16 protein-coding genes are annotated in these 18294 nt (G+C 46.0%); 6 read left to right on the top strand and 10 right to left on the bottom strand.

Translation table 11 applies throughout. The features are described from left to right. Positions 1 to 2: 2 nt before the first annotated feature. From X939_RS0103680 to X939_RS0103660, 4 genes are all read left to right on the top strand, one after another. Positions 3 to 380: a DUF779 domain-containing protein gene (locus tag X939_RS0103680; RefSeq protein WP_052353406.1), complete on the top strand. Its 378-nt coding sequence runs from the start codon at positions 3 to 5 to the stop codon at positions 378 to 380. 241 nt (positions 381 to 621) lie between these two features. Further along, a complete protein-coding gene (locus tag X939_RS22025) occupies positions 622 to 1923 on the top strand; it encodes a DEAD/DEAH box helicase (protein ID WP_044198467.1) in 1302 nt (433 codons plus the stop codon). Positions 1924 to 2314: 391 nt separating this feature from the next. After that, entirely contained in the window at positions 2315 to 3049 is a 735-nt protein-coding gene (locus X939_RS0103665; RefSeq protein WP_229235990.1) for a DUF1361 domain-containing protein, read from the top strand. 21 nt (positions 3050 to 3070) lie between these two features. Then, positions 3071 to 3763 carry a pseudouridine synthase gene (locus X939_RS0103660; protein WP_025761913.1) on the top strand — a complete coding sequence of 231 codons (693 nt, stop codon included), beginning with the start codon at positions 3071 to 3073 and terminating at the stop codon, positions 3761 to 3763. Here the strand turns inward: X939_RS0103660 and X939_RS0103655 are convergent. The 9 genes from X939_RS0103655 to X939_RS0103615 all read right to left on the bottom strand — a co-directional run bounded on the left by X939_RS0103655 (position 3758) and on the right by X939_RS0103615 (position 13319). Continuing rightward, on the bottom strand, positions 3758 to 4732 hold the full coding sequence (locus tag X939_RS0103655) for a c-type cytochrome (RefSeq protein ID WP_025761912.1): 975 nt from the start codon (positions 4730 to 4732) through the stop codon (positions 3758 to 3760). The genes X939_RS0103660 and X939_RS0103655 overlap by 6 nt on opposite strands. A gap of 261 nt (positions 4733 to 4993) precedes the next feature. Beyond that, positions 4994 to 5521: a peptide-methionine (R)-S-oxide reductase MsrB gene (msrB, locus tag X939_RS0103650; protein WP_084299336.1), complete on the bottom strand. Its 528-nt coding sequence runs from the start codon at positions 5519 to 5521 to the stop codon at positions 4994 to 4996. An 86-nt stretch (positions 5522 to 5607) separates the two neighbouring features. After that, positions 5608 to 6339, bottom strand: a complete 732-nt coding sequence (bshB1, locus tag X939_RS0103645; protein ID WP_025761910.1) for a bacillithiol biosynthesis deacetylase BshB1 — start codon at positions 6337 to 6339, stop codon at positions 5608 to 5610. Positions 6340 to 6348: 9 nt separating this feature from the next. Continuing rightward, complete coding sequence (locus X939_RS0103640; RefSeq protein ID WP_025761909.1) at positions 6349 to 7422, bottom strand: M23 family metallopeptidase; 1074 nt, start codon at positions 7420 to 7422, stop codon at positions 6349 to 6351. Positions 7423 to 7495: 73 nt separating this feature from the next. After that, positions 7496 to 8455: a thioredoxin-disulfide reductase gene (trxB, locus tag X939_RS0103635; protein ID WP_025761908.1), complete on the bottom strand. Its 960-nt coding sequence runs from the start codon at positions 8453 to 8455 to the stop codon at positions 7496 to 7498. Between the two features lie 152 nt (positions 8456 to 8607). Beyond that, on the bottom strand, positions 8608 to 10506 hold the full coding sequence (locus X939_RS0103630) for an OmpA family protein (protein ID WP_025761907.1): 1899 nt from the start codon (positions 10504 to 10506) through the stop codon (positions 8608 to 8610). Then, the gene (locus tag X939_RS0103625) at positions 10506 to 11087 is read right to left on the bottom strand and encodes a 7-carboxy-7-deazaguanine synthase QueE (RefSeq protein WP_025761906.1); all 582 of its coding nucleotides are present in this window, start codon (positions 11085 to 11087) and stop codon (positions 10506 to 10508) included. The genes X939_RS0103630 and X939_RS0103625 overlap by 1 nt, the downstream gene beginning before the upstream one ends. Positions 11088 to 11216: 129 nt before the next feature. Further along, positions 11217 to 12221, bottom strand: coding sequence for an SGNH/GDSL hydrolase family protein (locus X939_RS0103620; protein ID WP_025761905.1), 1005 nt, complete (start codon positions 12219 to 12221; stop codon positions 11217 to 11219). A 3-nt stretch (positions 12222 to 12224) separates the two neighbouring features. Further along, a complete protein-coding gene (locus X939_RS0103615; RefSeq protein ID WP_025761904.1) occupies positions 12225 to 13319 on the bottom strand; it encodes an acyltransferase family protein in 1095 nt (364 codons plus the stop codon). Between the two features lie 178 nt (positions 13320 to 13497). On the opposite strand from X939_RS0103615, the gene mnmE reads away from it, so the two are divergent. Together mnmE and X939_RS22880 are read left to right on the top strand one after the other, a co-directional pair. Beyond that, entirely contained in the window at positions 13498 to 14859 is a 1362-nt protein-coding gene (mnmE, locus tag X939_RS0103605; protein ID WP_044198463.1) for a tRNA uridine-5-carboxymethylaminomethyl(34) synthesis GTPase MnmE, read from the top strand. A 392-nt stretch (positions 14860 to 15251) separates the two neighbouring features. Continuing rightward, positions 15252 to 16268, top strand: a complete 1017-nt coding sequence (locus X939_RS22880) for a PDDEXK family nuclease (RefSeq protein ID WP_025761901.1) — start codon at positions 15252 to 15254, stop codon at positions 16266 to 16268. Between the two features lie 1320 nt (positions 16269 to 17588). Here X939_RS22880 and tnpA read toward each other — a convergent pair. Continuing rightward, positions 17589 to 18050 carry an IS200/IS605 family transposase gene (gene tnpA, locus X939_RS0103575; RefSeq protein WP_025761899.1) on the bottom strand — a complete coding sequence of 154 codons (462 nt, stop codon included), beginning with the start codon at positions 18048 to 18050 and terminating at the stop codon, positions 17589 to 17591. Between the last annotated feature and the right edge of the window lie 244 nt (positions 18051 to 18294).

The following is an 18294-nucleotide window of genomic DNA, read 5'->3' as shown; positions in this document are numbered from 1 at the left end:
AAATGCCTATGAGGACTACCCAACGCGTACTAATTAGCCCGGAAGCGGAAAGGATTGTGGAACAACTAAAATCGCGATATGGCGAACTGATGTTTCATCAGAGTGGGGGCTGTTGCGATGGTTCCCAACCCATGTGCTTCGAAGCTGGTGAGTTTAAAGTAGGAGATAGCGATGTGCTCCTGGGTTATATCGTCGGAGCCCCCTTTTATATGAGTCGCGATCAGTTTGAATACTGGAAACATACCCAGCTGACCATAGATGTGGTGCCAGGTCGGGGTTCAAGCTTTTCCCTGGAGATTCCCATGGGGATACGCTTTATCACCCGCTCCCGGCTCTATACAGCGGAAGAGGAGCAAAGTCTGCAACCCTTGACGGTATAACCATACCCAATCATTCCGGGGTAGCCCAATGGAAATATACCTCCATTGGGCTATTTATTTTTCGGGTAAGTCCTCTAGCTATCAACCAGCTGACAGGGGTATCCATTTTTTCCAGAACGATATATCTGTTATATTTGGAGTAAATCAAGCGGTTTGCTGACTCAGAAATCAAGGTCAGCTAGTATATTAAACAACCTCAAAGCCTTGTTATAAAGGGTTTTGAACAAAAAAAAGCTGAATTTTGAATTTTAACGAATTTGAGCTCCACGAAGACGTGCTTAACGCCGTGGACTCTATGAACTATCAAGCGGCAACCCCCATTCAGGAACAAGCCATCCCCATTATTCTCGAAGGCGGCGATTTGCTCGCCTGTGCTCAGACTGGTACCGGTAAGACGGCCGCCTATTTGATCCCTATATTAGATAAAGTGGCCCATGAGTCCGATGGCAAAACAGCCGCCCTTATCCTCGTTCCTACCCGTGAACTGGCCGTTCAGATCGACCAGCAGATTCAAGGTCTGGGGTATTTTGTAGGCGCTACCAGCATAGCCGTTTATGGAGGCAATAAGGGTCCGGAATGGGACCAACAAAAAAAGGCCCTTTCTCAGGGAGCCGACATCATTATTGCTACCCCCGGCCGCTTAATCGCCCACCTGCAACTGGGTTATGTGAAGTTTGATGGGCTGAAACATCTGGTGCTCGATGAGGCCGATCGCATGCTCGATATGGGTTTCCTGGGCGATATCATGAAGATCATGAGCTTTCTGCCTTCTCCAAAACAGACCCTGATGTTTTCGGCCACCATGCCGTCGAAAATAGGAGATCTGGCCAAAAGAATTCTGCATGATCCAAAAGAAGTGCGACTGGCGGTTTCCCGCCCTGCGGAGCGAATCGATCAGCAGTTTTATATGGCCGGTGACAGTCAGAAGCTGCCTCTGCTCTCCCACCTGATGACCGACGTAGCCGATACCAGTATGGTGCTATTCACCTCCAGGAAAAACACTGTGGAGCCTATCGTCAGGGCCCTGCGCAAACTGGGTCTGAAGGCTCATGGCATCTCTTCCGACTCCGATCAGACCGACCGGGAAACGGTGTTGAGGTCCTTTAAAAATCGGGAATTTCCTGTTCTGGTAGCCACCGATGTGCTTTCCAGGGGAATTGACATCGATAACCTTAGCCATGTAGTCAATTACGATGTGCCCCGCGACCCCGAAGACTATGTTCACCGGATCGGTCGTACCGCCAGGGCAGCATCCAAAGGGACGGCCATTACCTTTATTAATGAAGCCGATCAGAAATATGTTTTGAAAATTGAAAGACTATTTGAGAAAGAAATAGAAAAACGTCCTATACCTGCTGAGCTGGGTCTGGGAGCCTCTCCCATATTTAACGCCAAACGCAATAGTGGGAGCGGAGGAAACAGTGGAGGCCGTGGACGTAACGACCGCCGGGAAAAAACGGGTAAGACCGTCCAGGAAGGGTCAGGTCCGGCTAAAAAGCGCCCCTTCCGCAGGAAGAAGCCTAATCCGAATCCCTCGACTTAAGAGGGCAATCAATCCTATTATTAACAAGCTTGCTGGGCTGTTACCCTTACCGGTTTCAGCCCAGAATTTTAAGTCCTCTTTCGTTTCTATTGGGAACATGCTCACTTTGGCTGAAAAGACGGACATCTGACTCGGCCGGCTTGTATTATGATCTTCCCTCTAACCGCTGTCTGAAGCTTGAGTAATCCATTTGTACAATTCCAATATTAATCAATAGAAAATTACTTATCAATAAAAAAAAGTCACCGTTTCTAACTTAATTCCTGTTAATATTTTGGGTTTGGAATAATATTTTTACGTTTGAGATCAGAAAGCTACCTCCAGAGCTGGAAATGGTACTATTACAAGTGCTTTTGTGGCTAATCTATCCCAACGTTCTTGAAAAATATAAATGAACCCATTGCGAAAATTATACAACTGGTTTCGGAGTTATCGGTTTACTGTTTCTGATCCTCCTATTATTTCCCTGGAAGGGCTGTATTCCCTGCTTTTGTTACTGGGGTTGAGTCTCATCGCCGTTTGCTTTCATCTGGTTCGCATACTCTATAATGCTCCTGTGGACTTTTCCATGGACTGGAACTTATTCCTGAGCTGGATTCCCCTGATTGTGGCATTTTTGGCCAATAATTATTCAGTACATTTTAGAGAGGGAAGGGTAGGACTGGCGCTGATGAGTATTTTATGGCTTGCTTTTTTCCCCAACGCCCCCTATATGATCACCGATCTATCGCATCTGGTGGTAGACTTTCATAGAGATCTTACCTGGCATGACAATATCATGCTGTTTTTCTATGCTGAAGTGAGCTTATTCAACGGTCTGGTTTCTTTATACTGGATTCATACGGCCTGGAACAGGGTATACGGAAAACGCCTTAGTTGGATGTTTTTATTGATCAGTTTTCCTTTGGCTGGTTTTGGCGTATATTTGGGTCGGGTAAGGAGAATGAACAGCTGGGACATCGTCCATGATCCCTATAAAATTCTTGAAAGCCTAGGAGAGAGTCTACTGGATAGAACGGCCCTGGTCTTGAGTCTGGAAATAGGGGTGGTTCTGGCCATGTTGTATTTGGTATTATGGACCATCATTCGATTTAGAGTCCGCTTCAAGACCAGTTTAGATAAATAAAAATCTGCCAGATAATTTTTCATGACCTTAGAAATCTGTTATGCCGACGACCACCTGGTGGCCATTAACAAACCCCATGGCCTATTGGTACACCGCAGTCCTATCGCTGCCGATGCCCAGGAGTTTGCGGTTCAGATTCTGCGCGATCAGCTGGATCGTAAGGTTTACCCCGCTCACAGGCTCGATAGGAAGACAGCGGGTCTGCTGCTATTCGCTCTGGAAGAAGATGGAAACCGGAAACTACAGATGCTATTTAGCCAGGGTAAGGTAGAAAAGACCTATAGGGCTATTGTACGCGGGTATACGCCCGATACCCTGGAAATCGACTATCCTATCAAAAAGGAAAATGGCCAGGAGCAGGAAGCTTTTACGACACTACGTACCCTTTGCCGTACGGAGCTGCCTTTGCCCTCGGGAAAGCATGCCAGTTCCCGATATTCCCTGGTAGAGCTCCAGCCTGCTACAGGACGTATGCATCAGCTTCGCAAGCATATGGCTCACGTTTTCCATCCGATTATCGGCGACAGGCCCCATGGTTGCAATAAACAGAATAAACTATTTCTGGAACGTTACCAGATGAACACCATGCTCCTGCATGCCCAGGAGCTGAGTTTTGCCAGCCCCTGGGACGGTCGCCACTATCATTTTACGGCGCCATTACAGCCCGAATTTCAGCGTATGATGGAAACTCTTCAACTGTATCGCGCCTTATAATTTCGTAAATTTCTCTACCTTATGATTTTTTGGTTCCAGGCTTTCTAAATAGGCATAAATGGCCTTGAGATCGTATTCTTTCATGCCTCCGTACATATTCCAGGGCATAGGGGTGTTCATTTCTCCCGCTGCCACTTTCGGTGCCGAATAATTGCTGTCGGCATGCATTTTAAATCTGGCAACAAACATAGCCTCGGTCCATGTACCTATACCGGTGGCTTTGTCGGGAGTAATATTGGCAGAGCGAACGACGCCCCCGGGCATAGGAAACTCCATACCTCCACCAAATTCGGTACCAGGTATAATCGTCCCCTTGTCTATCTGACTGTGACATTCCACGCAGGCGGCCGCATTGGTCAGGTACTTGCCATAACTAAGCAACTCGTCTTCGCTGGGCAAAATGGAAGGCGTTGCCGGAGCAGGCATGGTGTTGATCAGGATATTTACAGGAAAATCGGCTACAGAAGCTGGAGGTGTATTGATGACCGAGGGAAGGGTACGCAGATAGGCGATGATTGCGTAGATATCATCGGAATCCATTCGTCCATAATTATGGTAAGGCATCACCGGAAATAATGCCGATCCATCCTTGCTGACACCGGTAGTCACCGCTCTGAAAATCTCACCATCAGTCCAGTTTCCCAATGAGTAGGGCGTGATGTTTCGGGAATAAAATGAGCCTGGGAAACCCATTTCAGGACCAAATTTTTCTCCTCCACCCCCCAGGTTTCCAGGAGCAATAGGACCGGCGAAGCGGCTCCAGTCCCTGGTACTGTGGCAGTCAATACAAAGGGTGACATGATTGGCCAGGTATTCCCCGCGCTCGATCCGGGCCTGACTTTTATCGATGAGAATATCTGGAGCCGGAGCGGCGTCGGGGAGCTGCCATTTAATGTATCCGGCTGCTGCAACGAGCAGGAGCAAGAGTACCCCGATCACTAATCCAATAATTTTAAAGGTCTTTTTCATACAGCTGAGCAAGTTTAGTTGTCCCTTTAAAATTAATATTAAATTAGAAAAATGATTGCTAAGTGGCTGAAAACTAGTCTTTAAAATGTGTAAATGGTAGAATACAGGGAGAAGTAATTATCAATTCGTATATATTCTTTATTAATTCAAGAAAACCTGTCTAGCAAATGAATGGAATTGAATAAGAAAAATAGCAGATAATTATGCGTATAGTTACTATTGTTCGGAGCCAAAAAAAGACCCTCGAAAGGGTCTTGTAAATTAACGGCTGCCTGTCTTCGGCTTTTTGCCCGCGTTATACGCTTTTTCTGCCGTTTGAGCCTTGGTGAAATCCAGCACGACCCCGTTAATGCAGTACCGTAGGCCGGTAGGTGGTGGGCCATCCTTAAAGACATGCCCCAGATGGGAGTCACATTTGCCACAGACTACTTCTGTCCGAACCATGCCATGACTTTTATCGGTATGGTAGACAATCGACTGCTTGGAAATAGGCTCATAAAAGCTAGGCCATCCGCAGCCACTGTCAAATTTTGTATCACTTTTGAAAAGCGCATTTCCACAAACGGCACAGTAGTACGTTCCTATCTCTTTAGAGGTCTCATACTTGCTGGTAAAAGGACGCTCTGTTCCTTTAAGCCGTGCAACTTCGTAGACTTCTGGAGATAATATTTTACTCCATTCGGCATTTGTCTTTTGAATTTTTTCCGGCTTTTTTGCCAACTGACCATAGCTGGTATGATATAGGCCCAGGCTCAGGAGCAGTAAGGTTATTTTAATTATCTGATTCATGATGGCTTCATTTGATTGATATACCTGATATACGAACAACAAGATCAAATGGTTTTAAGGTCATGAAAATAATAAAACCTTTTGCATTACAGGATCTTACTGATATCCTTCAGGCCTAACATCCGTGCGGAGGTGAAGCCTTCACCGAAGGGTACGCCAATGGCATGGCCCATTTCTCTGGCACGGGCAATAATAAATTCTAAAAATTCTGGAGAGGAAATATAGCTCTGAGGTTCGTTGCTGCTGGCATTATAATCGGGGTCGAAAAACTGGCTTTTAAAGGCTCTGATAGCTTCAATCTTCTGATCATGCACGGCAGTAATATCAATAACAAAGTCAGGTTTGATATAACGATCCTGGATAGCGTGAAATACATTCCGGGGCCTCCAGGCTTCCTGAGGCAGCCCGTTTTCATCATAAGTCTCCAGCATGCGCAGCCCCGAGTAGAAGGCGCTGTCGGCCACGATACGCGCACCTCTTCCATGGTCGGGGTGGCGGTCGTCAATGGCGTTGGTGATCACGATATCTGGCTGATACTTCCTTATAAACGGAATGATCTTTTTTTGCTGCTCTTCACTATTGGTAAAAAAACCGTCTCTAAGTCCGACATTTTCGCGTACACAAACATTCAATATTTTTGCCGCCTCCTGTCCTTCGAGCAAACGACCTTCGGGGGTGCCCCTGGTGCCCAGTTCTCCCTTGGTCAGGTCGACGATTCCGACTTTTTTGCCCAGGGCGATCTGCGTGAGCAGGGTGCCTGCGCAGCAGAGCTCCACGTCATCAGGATGGGCCGTAATGGCCAGAATATCTAATTTCATAACGATGGTCTATTTGACACGTAGCTTTTGTCCGATTCTTAAGGTGGATCGGGTGGAAATACGATTTTTACGGGCCAATGCCGAGACACTAATACCGTATTTGCTGGCAATAGATGAGAGGGTGTCTCCCGAGCGCACCCGATAGAGTATCGAGCGATCATAAGCTGCTGGAGCATCCCCAGACTCAAACTCGCTTTTGCTGGACTTACCCCTTAAATGGTTCCAAACGTCGGGAGTAAGGGTGAAATGTGGGGACCGCACCTGACGGTTGGGCCAGTCGAATATATTTCGAGGATCGAAGGGATTACCTTCATATCGGTTTTCATAATGCAAGTGTGAGCCAGTACTCCTTCCCGTACTTCCACCCAGGCCTATTACTTCCCCTGCTTTCACGGTTTGTCCCGATTCCACAAGCTGTTTGGAAAGGTGACCATAAAGGGTTTCTAAACCATTATAATGGCGGACTACAATAAATCGTCCATAACCACTACCATCGTAAGCTACAATGCGTACCATTCCATCGAAAGTGGTCCTGACAGAGTCACCCGTGTCCAGATCCAGGTCGGTGCCGTTATGCCAGCGACCCCAGCGGTAGCCAAACTGAGAGGTAGTGGGCGTACGCTCCATCGGTGTACTCCAAAGCTGATTAATAGATTCGTTGTATAAGGTAAGCTCCACGGGCTCATCAAACTCCAGGGGACTCAGGCCATAAGGGTTGATGACCCGCGGGTCCCAGATGGCGTAATATTCAGCCGCCTTTACCCAGTCGTCGGCAACCAGCAGGGAGTCTACCACTTCTACGAGTTCAGGTTCTCCTTCGTCTAGGGTAATGGTATCTTCGCTTACCACGGGATTGAGGGGTTTCACGGGCTCAAAAGCATTCTGAAAACGGAGTCCTGAAGTTACCGTCTTATATTCGTCCTCCGTTTGAGGCACCTCCTTGGTTGTAGGGCCTTCATTATTATTTACCCCTGCCTGATTGATTTTGGGGTTATTCTTAAATTTTCCCCGCTCCTGGGCCTGAACATTCCAGGTCAGCAAACAAGTCAAGGAAAGAATCCCGACAAAAATCTTATTTTTCATAAAAAAACGGTTACCCTACCCACTTTTTTATGAAAAATGGGTAGGGGAAAGGTTAGAAACTTTATAGGCCCGTTTAGGCTGTTTGTATGATTTCGTGCTCTACCTCCAGAGCAGCAAGGAAACGCTCGGCGTCCAGGGCCGCCATACATCCTGTTCCTGCCGCTGTTACAGCTTGGCGGTAGACATTATCCTGAGCATCACCACAAGCAAATACACCTTTTATATTGGTCAAGGAGGTTCCTTTTACCGTTTGAATATATCCTGTCTCATCCATATCCAGAAAGCCTTTGAAGATATCGGTATTAGGTTTGTGGCCTATGGCGACAAAAAATCCTGTGGCCTCCAGCGTTCTCTCCTCACCTGTAACATGGTTGCGTACCAATACCCGCTCAACTGCCTCTTCTCCCTGCACCTCTACCGTTTCAGTATTCCAGAGGATTTCGATATTGGGGAGTGTTTCCACACGTTTCTGCATGATTTTCGATGCCCGCATTTCATCGCGCCTAACCAACATATATACTTTACGACAAAGTTTGGCAAGGTAGCTAGCTTCTTCAGCCGCCGTATCTCCTGCACCTACGACAACAACGTCCTGGTTACGGAAGAAAAATCCATCACAAACGGCACAGGCAGAAACTCCCTTACCATTGAGGCGCTGCTCCGATTCCAATCCCAGCCATTTGGCAGAGGCTCCGGTTGATACGATAACCGTTTTAGCTTCTATTTCTTTTTGACCATCTACGACCACCTTATGAGGAAAGCCTGTGAAGTCTACAGACGTAACCATTCCATAGCGCACATCGGTCCCGAAACGCTTGGCCTGAGCTTCGAAATTCTGCATCATTTCCGGTCCCGTTATTCCATCGGGATAGCCCGGATAATTATCCACTTCTGTGGTGATGGTCAGCTGGCCTCCCGGCTGTATTCCCTGGTACATTACCGGGTTCAGTCCGGCCCTTGAAGCATATATAGCGGCCGTATATCCGGCAGGTCCCGATCCGATGATCAGGCAATCAATTTTTTCAATTTCCATAATTCTTTTTTATTCTCGTTCTTTGATATCATTAGATTTTTAGAAGGAATAGGAAGGGCCCATTCCTGAATGCCTTACGACTTCCGCTTATTACAGTTCAAAGAACGCAAGTTGCGGTGCAAAAGTGCAATTTTTAGTCGCTTTATGCAAGCTTATGAAAGTATACGCCATTCAATTCTCCTATTTTTTTGACGGTTTTCATCTGTATCATTGGGAGCCACAGGCTGTGCACTTCCATAACCTTTGGTCAATAGCCGTTCCGGACTAATTCCATATTTTATTAGAAATTCTGTCACGGTCTTCGCTCTTAGCCGTGATAGCTCCAGATTTGCGGCATCTGTCCCGGTGTTATCCGTATATCCGGCCACTTCAATCCGTAGGTCTGGATTATGCTTTAGAAATTCTGCCAACCGATTAAGCTCTACCTTCGACTTTTCGTCGATTTCGTAGGAGCCTGTTTTGAAAAAAATATTATGCAATACCTCCCTTTTGTCTTTCTCCACCGGTTCCAGGGTTAAATCCAGATTGATAACCGACGAAGAATCCTGTACCTGGAAGGTGAGGCTCTTAAAAAGAAAGCCCCTTTTTTCTACATAAACAGCATATTCGCTGCCCCGGTTAAGTACGGCCAGAAACTGCCCATTCTGACTGTCTGAGGTGTATTCACCCACTTTGGCCTGTGCTTTTAAATCGAAAAGGGTAATCTGTGCCGCCATAGGCTTGCCGGTAGCTTTGTCGAGCACCCGTCCCTTGGCATAGCGGGAGGGGATAATTTGCTTTTTTAAGCTGGCCGGGAGCTCAAATTGATATAACATAGATCGACCCTGATTGGCTTCATCGTCGGTATAAAAGGCGTGACGACCGTCAGAGGTAAGAAAGAGTCCTACCTGATCGCCCACCGTATTGATGGGATAGCCCAGATTGACAGGAGTGGCCCAACTGCTATCGGTATGCGTAGAACGAAACAGATCGAAACCACCCATGCCAGGGTATCCATCGGATGAGAAAAACAGGGTACGTCCATTGGCATGAATAAATGGCGCCACTTCATCAAATGGACTATTGATTTTTTCGCCCAGATTTTTGGGTGTCGCCCACTGACCACCCTCTAGCAGTTGAGAGTACCACAGGTCCTTTTTCCCTAGACCATCCCGCCGGTCTGAAGAGAAATAGAGGATATGACCGTCAGCAGAAAGGGAAGGTTGAGATTCCCAGGATCGGTCGTTGATCTGGGGGCCCATATTGGTAGGCGTGCTCCAGCGATCTCCTTGTTTATGACTGATATACAAGTCGCAACTTCCATACCCGTCGCTGCGGTTGCAGGCAGTGAAGACTAGGGTCCGCCCATCCGCAGAAATACTGCAGGTGCCCTCATTATTTGGGGAATTGATATCCGTAGAAATAGGGGTAGGGGGTTCCCAGCGCCCTTCTTTCTTATGTGATATATAAATATTCTCATCCCGATCGCTGGTCTGACCCGTAAAAAGCAGGGTTTCGCTGTCGCCTGTCAGTACGGGAAAATATTGGGTAGAAAGGAAATTTACCGTGTCTCCCAGACTCTTTTTCTGAACTTCCAGGGGTGCTTCCTTGGCTTTTCTGGCAAATTCGCAGCTAGCAATATATAGCTCCGTCAGCCGGGACATATTGGAGGACGAGGGTAGCAGGGGCATTGATTTTTCAAAAAAATACTGCGCCGAATCATAGGCTTCCTGCTGGAATTTCCTTTTCCCAAGCCATAGATAGGCGGTCCCGGAAGCGTTGTCAGCGGGCCTTAGCCTGATCAAAGTTCTAAAATGACGTTCTGTCTGCACCGTATTACGCTGGAGCTCTGCAATCTGTGCAAGCCGCAAATGGCTGTTATAATGATCGGGCTCCAAAGCTATTACCTTTTCAAACCATTCTGCTGCCATAGGAAGCTGCCGGGACTGATAAGCCTGCTGGGCCTTTTGGTAATGATCACGCGCGCGCCGGGAGGTGGGCAGATCCTGACCCGCAGCATCGGGGCCATACCATAAGAGCAGAAGCGTCAGTAACAGCAGTATTCTTTTCATCAGGGAATATTCATATATTTATGCGTTTGTAACGACATTTTCCATTTTGGATTGTCCTTGATATAATCAATTATCAAAGGCAGCATAATATCCTGACGGCTCCATTCTGGCTGTAACAACAAGGTACACCCGGCACCTACTCTGGCGGCGTGCATTTCGGCAAATTCGAAATCACTTTTATTGTAAATAATGGCCTTCAGCTCATTGGCGGCCGGGTAAATGTCCGGATGAGGTTCCTTGAATTTTTTCGGTGAAAAACAAATCCAATCCCAATATCCCGTAAGGGGATAGACTCCCGATGTTTCTATATTCGTTTGGAATCCGGCTTCCTTTAGTTTTCCGGTAAGTGCATTCAGGTTATACATCAGCGGTTCTCCACCGGTTATCACCGCTAGCCGTCCTGGGTGAATGGAGGCCTGATGGACGATTTGGTCCAGATTCGTTTTGGGATGTATGTCGGCGTCCCAGGACTCTTTAACATCGCACCAATGGCAACCCACATCACAGCCCCCCAGACGAATAAAATAGGCCGCCTTACCACTATGTTGCCCTTCCCCCTGAAGGGTATAAAAGGCTTCCATAATGGGCAATTCTGTCAGGATGGGTAGTTGTTCTGCTTTCAATTTTCTTAGTAATAATTTGGTGATGATATTTTGCTGACTTGTCTAGCACAACAGGAGCGGAGCGATTTTAGTTTACTGCCTCTCCAGTTATAGTTCCTTGATAATAATATCTGCAATGGCTTTCATACCCTTATCTCCCGGGTGCCCGGCCACGGCGCTATTGCTAAATAATCCTTTAGCGGTATAAATGCTGTCCTGGGAAAGGGGTTCCAGTTCGGCCACATGATAGCCCCTCAATTGGGCTATATTACGGATGCGATAGGTAGCCTCGATGGTGGACCTCCAAAACGTAGTCGAACAGATTACTTTGGCATTAGATTTGGATATGAGCTTCAGAATATATTGATCGTACTTTCCCTGATAATCGTTCAGGTACTTCATATTGGTGTTTTCACCAATGCGCATGATCACCAGGTCCGGTGCGAAGTTGGCCAGATCGTTAAGCTTTTCGAAATCGTAACTATTATAATTCGTTTCAAATCCCACGTCGAAGTTCACGCGAATCTGCACGTTAGGGTTGAGCATTTTTAGTTTCTGGCTCACCTGCGAAAGATAATCTTTGTCCTTGGCCGACGCCGCCATACCCCAGTCACCATACCAGCCCATTTCGGCTGAAGGGCCATGACTGGTGATGCTGTTGCCCACCACGACCACTCTTTCATAATAGGGGTGTACCTTGATTTTTACCACTGGAGAAATGATGTTTTTGCATTTAAGGCGCCCCCATGCCTCCACCGAATCAGTGACGATCAGGCAATTGGCTTCGGTCCATTTTTCTCCCATGCTGGTACTGATTTCAAACTTGGTGTCTTTAGGCAGACTGTCGGCCAATAAGAAGATTTTGGTGCCGAATGGGTAGCCCTTCAGTGTATCTGAAAATTTCGGCGCTGGCAGCTCCTTAACCGGGGTACTCACAAAAGTGATGGAATCAATCTTGTCGGAGCACATGCATGTGTCAAGCTTTTCAACAGGAGGGACGATCCCGGGAGCGAAGCCCGGAGGGGCTTCACGACAGCCTGCAAAACTGAGAACCAGGGCCAGGCCAGCGACCAGGGCATAATGATGCAGGCGTAATAAAGGAGCAGCTTTCATATATTATTTTGTTTGCTCGGTCTGTAATTGGTAGGGACGACTCAATTTGTTTTTTAAGCGTAAACTAGGCTCTTCAATAAATTTCCAGGACATCCAGGCCAGAGGCAGCACTCCGACAAGGGAAATAAAAAACATACCCATCACCGAAAGCCCCTCTCCCAGGAAGAAAGTAGCGACCAGCTGCTGAACGGGATAGGCATAAATATACAATCCATAAGATAGATCACCGATTTTTTCGAAATTTCTCCAGACAGGAGGTTTGAAGCCAATATATAGGATGAAATATGGTAGAAACAAGTAACGCACCCAACCGATGACCGATAAGGGCAGCCAGCCCAGGGTAGAAGAAAGGAAGTAGCTCAGTACAAAGGCCAGAAATAATACAACGGCGATCCAGCCTTTTAGGGGGAGCCATTGCCTGAATAAATATAACAAGCTTCCTACAACAAAATATAAACCGAAATTGAATAGATCGAAGAGGTTCAGATGGATAATACGCAAAGGGAAATGGGTTTGAAGGAGGGTGTCGTGCCATAGAAAATAGCTTCCCCAAACTCCTGCGAATAATAACAAAACGGCATAACCTAGATACTTTCGCAAGATTATAAAGAAACCCAGTAGCAACATATAACAGGTAACTTCATAGGCCAAGGTCCATAACGATCCGTTGACATTGGTAGCGGGAATGTCCTGGAATACCCCGGGTAAGGTGTCGGGGTAGGCAGGAAATATCTTCATTACTTTTAGATATTGGAAGGTAGCATTACTGCTAAAATAGTCGGACAAAGGGAGATTGGTAGCGATAGGCCCAACAACAAAAATAGTAAACAGAACTACTACAACGAGTCCAGGCATAATGCGAAGGAAGCGTTTCCAGCAATAGCTCATTAGGGTACGGCTATCGAGTAGACTCTTGGCAATAAGATAGCCACTAATTGAAAAGAAGATACATACACCCATATGTGCCGTAGGGAAGGTCCCCGCACTGAGCTCCTGGATATAATCCAGATTTCCAAGACCCATTAGCGGGTAGGAATGACCATAAATGACCATTACTGCGGCGATGAACCGAATTAAATGAAAATTATTGGCGTGCATGTGTATGGCTTAATAGGCAATTTTAGTTGTATATGATGGCTAATGATGCTGCGAATTTAGCGGTTTTTGCAGGTATCTCCTTGCTACCATATAATAATTACTGCTTTAGCCGTGGAGATGATAGGGGAAATCGAGAATTTTGTTCCTATAATTATGGAATGTGTCGCATCTTTGCAGCATGAATGAAGGACAGATATTACAGCAGGAAATGATATGTGCGCTGGCAACAGCGTCGGGGGTAGGGGCCATAGCAGTCATCCGCCTCTCGGGAGAGGGATCCATAGCCCTTGTCAACGGGGTTTTTAAGGGGGCCGACCTGGAGCGTGCTGCCAGTCATACTGTTCATTTTGGAACCCTGCGGAATGAAGATACCCTTATCGATGAGGTATTGGTAAGTGTATTTCGTACTCCTCGCTCTTTCACCAAGGAAGATTCCATAGAAATCAGCTGCCATGGCTCGGATTATATCGTAAGGCAGATATTAAAATTATTGATTCAAAAAGGAGCCAGAATAGCCAGACCGGGAGAGTTCACGCAACGTGCGTTTTTGAATGGTCAGTTCGACCTTGTGCAGGCCGAAGCCGTAGCCGATCTGATTGCCGCCGACTCCGAAGCAAGCCATAAAACGGCGCTCAACCAGTTGAGGGGAGGATTTTCTAAGAAGCTAGGTGCCTTGCGCACCGAATTGATACACTTTGCTTCTCTGATTGAGCTCGAGCTCGACTTCGGAGAAGAGGATGTAGAATTTGCCGAGCGTGAGGACCTCCGGCGGCTGATCAATGCCCTGTTAAACACCATCAATCCACTGATCGACTCTTTCGATTTTGGGAATGCCATCAAGGAGGGTTTTCCTGTAGCCATTATAGGCTCGCCTAATGTTGGCAAGTCGACCCTCTTAAATGCCCTTCTCAACGAAGAGAAGGCGATTGTCACCAGCATTGCAGGAACCACCCGCGACGTAATCGAAGATACAATAGTCTTGGGAGGACTTAAATTCCGCTTTATCGATACCGCCGGCATCAGGGAGACCACCGATGAAGTGGAGACCATTGGCATAGCCCGTTCCAAGCAAGCCATGGAAAAGGCCGATATTGTTGTTTTTCTATTCGACGACGAACAGACCTTGCAGGAGCTGCACCCGCTTTCGGCGGCTCTGGATCCAGGTAAAAAGCGGCTCTGGGTACGCAATAAGGTAGATGTCAACGCTACAGAAATCACCCGGATTGACGGCAGCCCGGTGCTGGCTATTTCAGCGAAGGGGCAACAGGGGCTGGAAGCATTGAAGGACGAGCTGATCCGCCAGGTAAAGACCCAGTCTGCCAGTGACACCGTCGTCAGCAACGCCAGGCATTATGAGCACCTGCTTAAAACCCGTGATGCCCTTCACGACGTCGTAACCGGCCTCGATACAGGCATCACTGGCGACTTCCTGGCCCAGGACATCCGCCTCTCTCTCCACCACCTGGGTGAGATCACCGGCACCATCGTCACCGACGATCTGCTGGATAATATTTTCTCGAAATTTTGTATCGGCAAGTAAAGGGGAGTACTGAGCCAAATAATTCTTTTATTCGGCTCGGTCTTTTATTGAATTTGAGCCGAATGTTATAAATAAACGGCTCATGAGCTATATTTGGGAACAACCAGACCGGCCAAATTTTTCCTATTCCTTAAAAGGATATTGAAACTTTGCTGTAACAATTTGCAATTGAATCGGGCGGAAGTCGTGAATTTTAAGATCCTTGCCTCAGGACGTACAAGAAGCCTTTTTGCGGGATATTATGCTTTTAGAAGTAATTAAAGCTTCTGATATTGAAGGGGAGTTTTTGAGCAAGCGGAGAATTTTAAGTAGAATAGGGGACAGTGGTGTCTCTGAAAATAATACCACAAAGATATTACCCAGGTTATTGAATTACATTACAATTTTAGAAGATGCTATTAGTAGTAAATAAAGACAAGCCCTCCGATTTTGAAAAAATTGATTCTGGGAATTTCGGGAGTCTGAATATTTGGGAGCGAAGCCATATACAAGAATGGATCCGGAAAGTACCGGAAATTTTAGGTGAAGACTTGCTGATTGTGTCTATTGAGTTCGATAAATTTACCAATTCCAGCGATCGTCTGGATGTTCTGGCGATAGATACCAAGGGTAACCTGGTCGTGATCGAATTAAAGCGGGACGGCTTCGCCGGATATGCAGATTTACAGGCAATTCGGTATGCAGCCATGGTATCATCCATGACACTTGCGAAGCTTATACCCTATTATATAAGCTATCAGAAAAAGTACACGTCCACGCTAGAAGTTGATGCGGACAAAGTAATGGAAGAAATAAAGGAGTTCGTTGCTGATAGTGTAGGTTTCGAAGAACTTTCAAACAGACCCAGGATTATTTTGTGCTCGGAAGATTTTTCGCAGGAACTTACTACCACTGTATTATGGCTCAATCAGTGCGGCCTAGATATTACTTGTGTAAGGATCAAACCGCATTTAGTGGAAAATAAGATAATCGTTATTCCGACGATTATAATACCGATACAAGAAGCGAAACAATATCTTATTGAGGTCCAGGAGAAAGAAGAAGCGAAGCAGCATGTTAGAAACAGGGTTAAAAGACCCACCACCATTCGAATGTTGCTCAATAATGATTGTGTAAAATCAGGAGACCGTATCTTCTTAAAAGATTACCTGCCGGACTTTTTCCCTACGGAGATTGATCCAAATTACATCACGGCCGAAATTACCGGTAAAATGGGTAAAGCGGATAGCGTTAGGTGGTTGCATGATGGCCAGGAATATTCGATATCCAACCTTACCCATGTCATATTTCAGCAACTTCATCCGGAAAAAGCCCATCCCGGTGCGTTAGCGGGTGGCTTGTACTGGCGAACTGAGCATGGGAAGAATTTATATAAGTGGGCGGATGAGGTTTGGAAAAAAAATGAATAGGCTCCGAATTACTTAAAATGTGGAAATGACCATGGCTAAATGGGTTATGTTATTGATAGAGCGATAGGCCATTCTTTGGAACTAATAAGTATTTAATGCTTACAGATGCCGATTCAGCACACTATTAATCAACGCTTAACCGTATCCATTACCTCCGGATTGCTAGCAGTTGTAAAAGCTTCAAGATAGCAAGTGTCTCTTTAGTTAAAGCAAATCTCCCTCGTTTGATTTCAGCCAGCCGTTCATCTTTCGTCGGAAAAGGAAGCGACAGGGGTTGATAAAGGGGCGTTCGCCCTGCATTCTTGGTAAAAAAAAGGGGAAAGAGATTATTTAGGGGCGCTAGCCCCGTATTCTTCATCGGAAAATGAGGTGACAGGGGTTAATAAAGGGGCGTTCGCCCCACTTTCTTCATAGGAGACGACAGGGATTATTTTAAGGTCGCTAACCCAGTTTTCATGGTAGGAAAAAAGGGGAGAGATTATTTAAGGAGCGTTAGCCCTGCTTTCTTGGTAGGAAAAAAGGGGAGAGATTATTTTAGGGGCGTCAGCCCTGCTTTCTTGGTAGAAAAAAGGGGAAAGAGATTATTTAGGGGCGCTAGCCCCGTATTCTTCATCGGAAAATGAGGTGACAGGGGTTAATAAAGGGGCGTTAGCCCCGCTTTCTTGGTAGAAAAAAGGGGAAAGAGATTATTTAGGGGCGCTAGCCCCGTATTCTTCATCGGAAAATGAGGTGACAGGGGTTAATAAAGGGGCGTTAGCCCCGCTTTCTTGGTAGAAAAAAGGGGAAAGAGATTATTTAGGGGCGCTAGCCCCGTATTCTTCATCGGAAAATGAGGTGACAGGGGTTAATAAAGGGGCGTTAGCCCCGCTTTCTTGGTAGAAAAAAGGGGAAAGAGATTATTTAAGGGGCGCTAGCCCTGTTTTCTTCATCGGAAAGGGTTCGACAGGGATTCGTCATGGGGCGTACGTCCGTGACCTGCGTATGTGCCATCCTGGATGCTTGGAAGGTCTGTTTTTTCTACTAAGATTTTAGGGCTAACGCCCCAGTCTTATCTTGTATGGGTTTGTTACGGTGAAAATATTGATCAATAAAAAGGGCGCTAGCCCTGCTTTCTTGGTAGAAAAAAGGGAAAGAGATTATTTAGGGGCGCTAGCCCTGTTTTCTTCATCGGAAAGGGGGCGACAGGGGTTAATAGAGGGGCGTTAGCCCCGCTTTCTTCATAGGAGAGGACAGGGATTCGTCAAGGGGCGTTAGCCCTGTTTTCTTCATTGGAAATAGGGTCATCGCGGAAGATTAAGGGGTGTATGGCTGAAGATCTTTCTAATGGTACCATTCAAAAAGATATTTTTCATCAAATGGGATATCAAATTTGTCAAGTAGTAATATATATTCATCCCGAAATGTTTGCTTTTTATGGTGATTTGGTTGATCTAAAATATATTTTACTACTCGGTCGATTTGTGATTTGGAATAAGTAAAGGCACCATATCCATCTTGCCAGGAGAAACGGGTTGGGATAATATTTTTTTCGTTGAGCCATTTTGAAGAACCAGATTTAGCATGTTCCATTAACCTAGATGGGGAAATGGTTGGATTCATGCTTACGAATAAATGAGTGTGGTCGGGATTGCAATAAATGGCATATGCTTTGCAATGGTTATTGGTAACTATTTTGCAGATAACCTTTTCCAACTCATCTCGAAAAGATTCGTGAATTAAACACTTCCGGCCTTTGACGGAGAAAACAAATTGGATATATAGCTGAGAGTATGTATTTGCCATAAATTAAAAAGATTTCAGGGCTAGGCCCAAATGTTATATTAATATTACTCCGCATTTTATAGTTTGGTATGTACGTATATTGGTTCTGTTAAGTTACTAAAAATGATAAACCATTAGTCTAAAAAAGTTTATTTTTTTTTACATTTTAGATCTGATATTCTAAAAAATAAGGTCCTTAGCCTTGGGGTCTTGTATGAACCGCTTTTTAACTAAGATGTCAGAGCTACGCTCCTGGATGTTTGGG

The sequence above is a fragment of the Dyadobacter tibetensis Y620-1 genome, assembly GCF_000566685.1.
Taxonomy (GTDB): Bacteria; Bacteroidota; Bacteroidia; order Cytophagales; family Spirosomataceae; genus Dyadobacter; species Dyadobacter tibetensis.
Note: the sequence above shows the minus strand (reverse complement) of the source record. Positions and strands in the feature narration are given on the sequence as shown.

What these genes read in the sequence shown, in the direction of transcription:
- X939_RS0103625 (WP_025761906.1), bottom strand. Translation starts at nt 11,087, where the DNA reads ATGGAAGCCTTTTATACCCTTCAGGGGGAAGGGCAACATAGTGGTAAG.
- X939_RS0103665 (WP_229235990.1), top strand. Translation starts at nt 2,315, where the DNA reads ATGAACCCATTGCGAAAATTATACAACTGGTTTCGGAGTTATCGGTTT.
- X939_RS0103615 (WP_025761904.1), bottom strand. Translation starts at nt 13,319, where the DNA reads ATGCACGCCAATAATTTTCATTTAATTCGGTTCATCGCCGCAGTAATG.
- bshB1 (WP_025761910.1), bottom strand. Translation starts at nt 6,339, where the DNA reads ATGAAATTAGATATTCTGGCCATTACGGCCCATCCTGATGACGTGGAG.
- X939_RS0103620 (WP_025761905.1), bottom strand. Translation starts at nt 12,221, where the DNA reads ATGAAAGCTGCTCCTTTATTACGCCTGCATCATTATGCCCTGGTCGCT.
- X939_RS22880 (WP_025761901.1), top strand. Translation starts at nt 15,252, where the DNA reads ATGCTATTAGTAGTAAATAAAGACAAGCCCTCCGATTTTGAAAAAATT.
- X939_RS0103655 (WP_025761912.1), bottom strand. Translation starts at nt 4,732, where the DNA reads ATGAAAAAGACCTTTAAAATTATTGGATTAGTGATCGGGGTACTCTTG.
- X939_RS0103680 (WP_052353406.1), top strand. Translation starts at nt 3, where the DNA reads ATGCCTATGAGGACTACCCAACGCGTACTAATTAGCCCGGAAGCGGAA.
- mnmE (WP_044198463.1), top strand. Translation starts at nt 13,498, where the DNA reads ATGAATGAAGGACAGATATTACAGCAGGAAATGATATGTGCGCTGGCA.
- trxB (WP_025761908.1), bottom strand. Translation starts at nt 8,455, where the DNA reads ATGGAAATTGAAAAAATTGATTGCCTGATCATCGGATCGGGACCTGCC.
- X939_RS0103630 (WP_025761907.1), bottom strand. Translation starts at nt 10,506, where the DNA reads ATGAAAAGAATACTGCTGTTACTGACGCTTCTGCTCTTATGGTATGGC.
- X939_RS0103660 (WP_025761913.1), top strand. Translation starts at nt 3,071, where the DNA reads ATGACCTTAGAAATCTGTTATGCCGACGACCACCTGGTGGCCATTAAC.
- X939_RS0103640 (WP_025761909.1), bottom strand. Translation starts at nt 7,422, where the DNA reads ATGAAAAATAAGATTTTTGTCGGGATTCTTTCCTTGACTTGTTTGCTG.
- tnpA (WP_025761899.1), bottom strand. Translation starts at nt 18,050, where the DNA reads ATGGCAAATACATACTCTCAGCTATATATCCAATTTGTTTTCTCCGTC.
- msrB (WP_084299336.1), bottom strand. Translation starts at nt 5,521, where the DNA reads ATGAATCAGATAATTAAAATAACCTTACTGCTCCTGAGCCTGGGCCTA.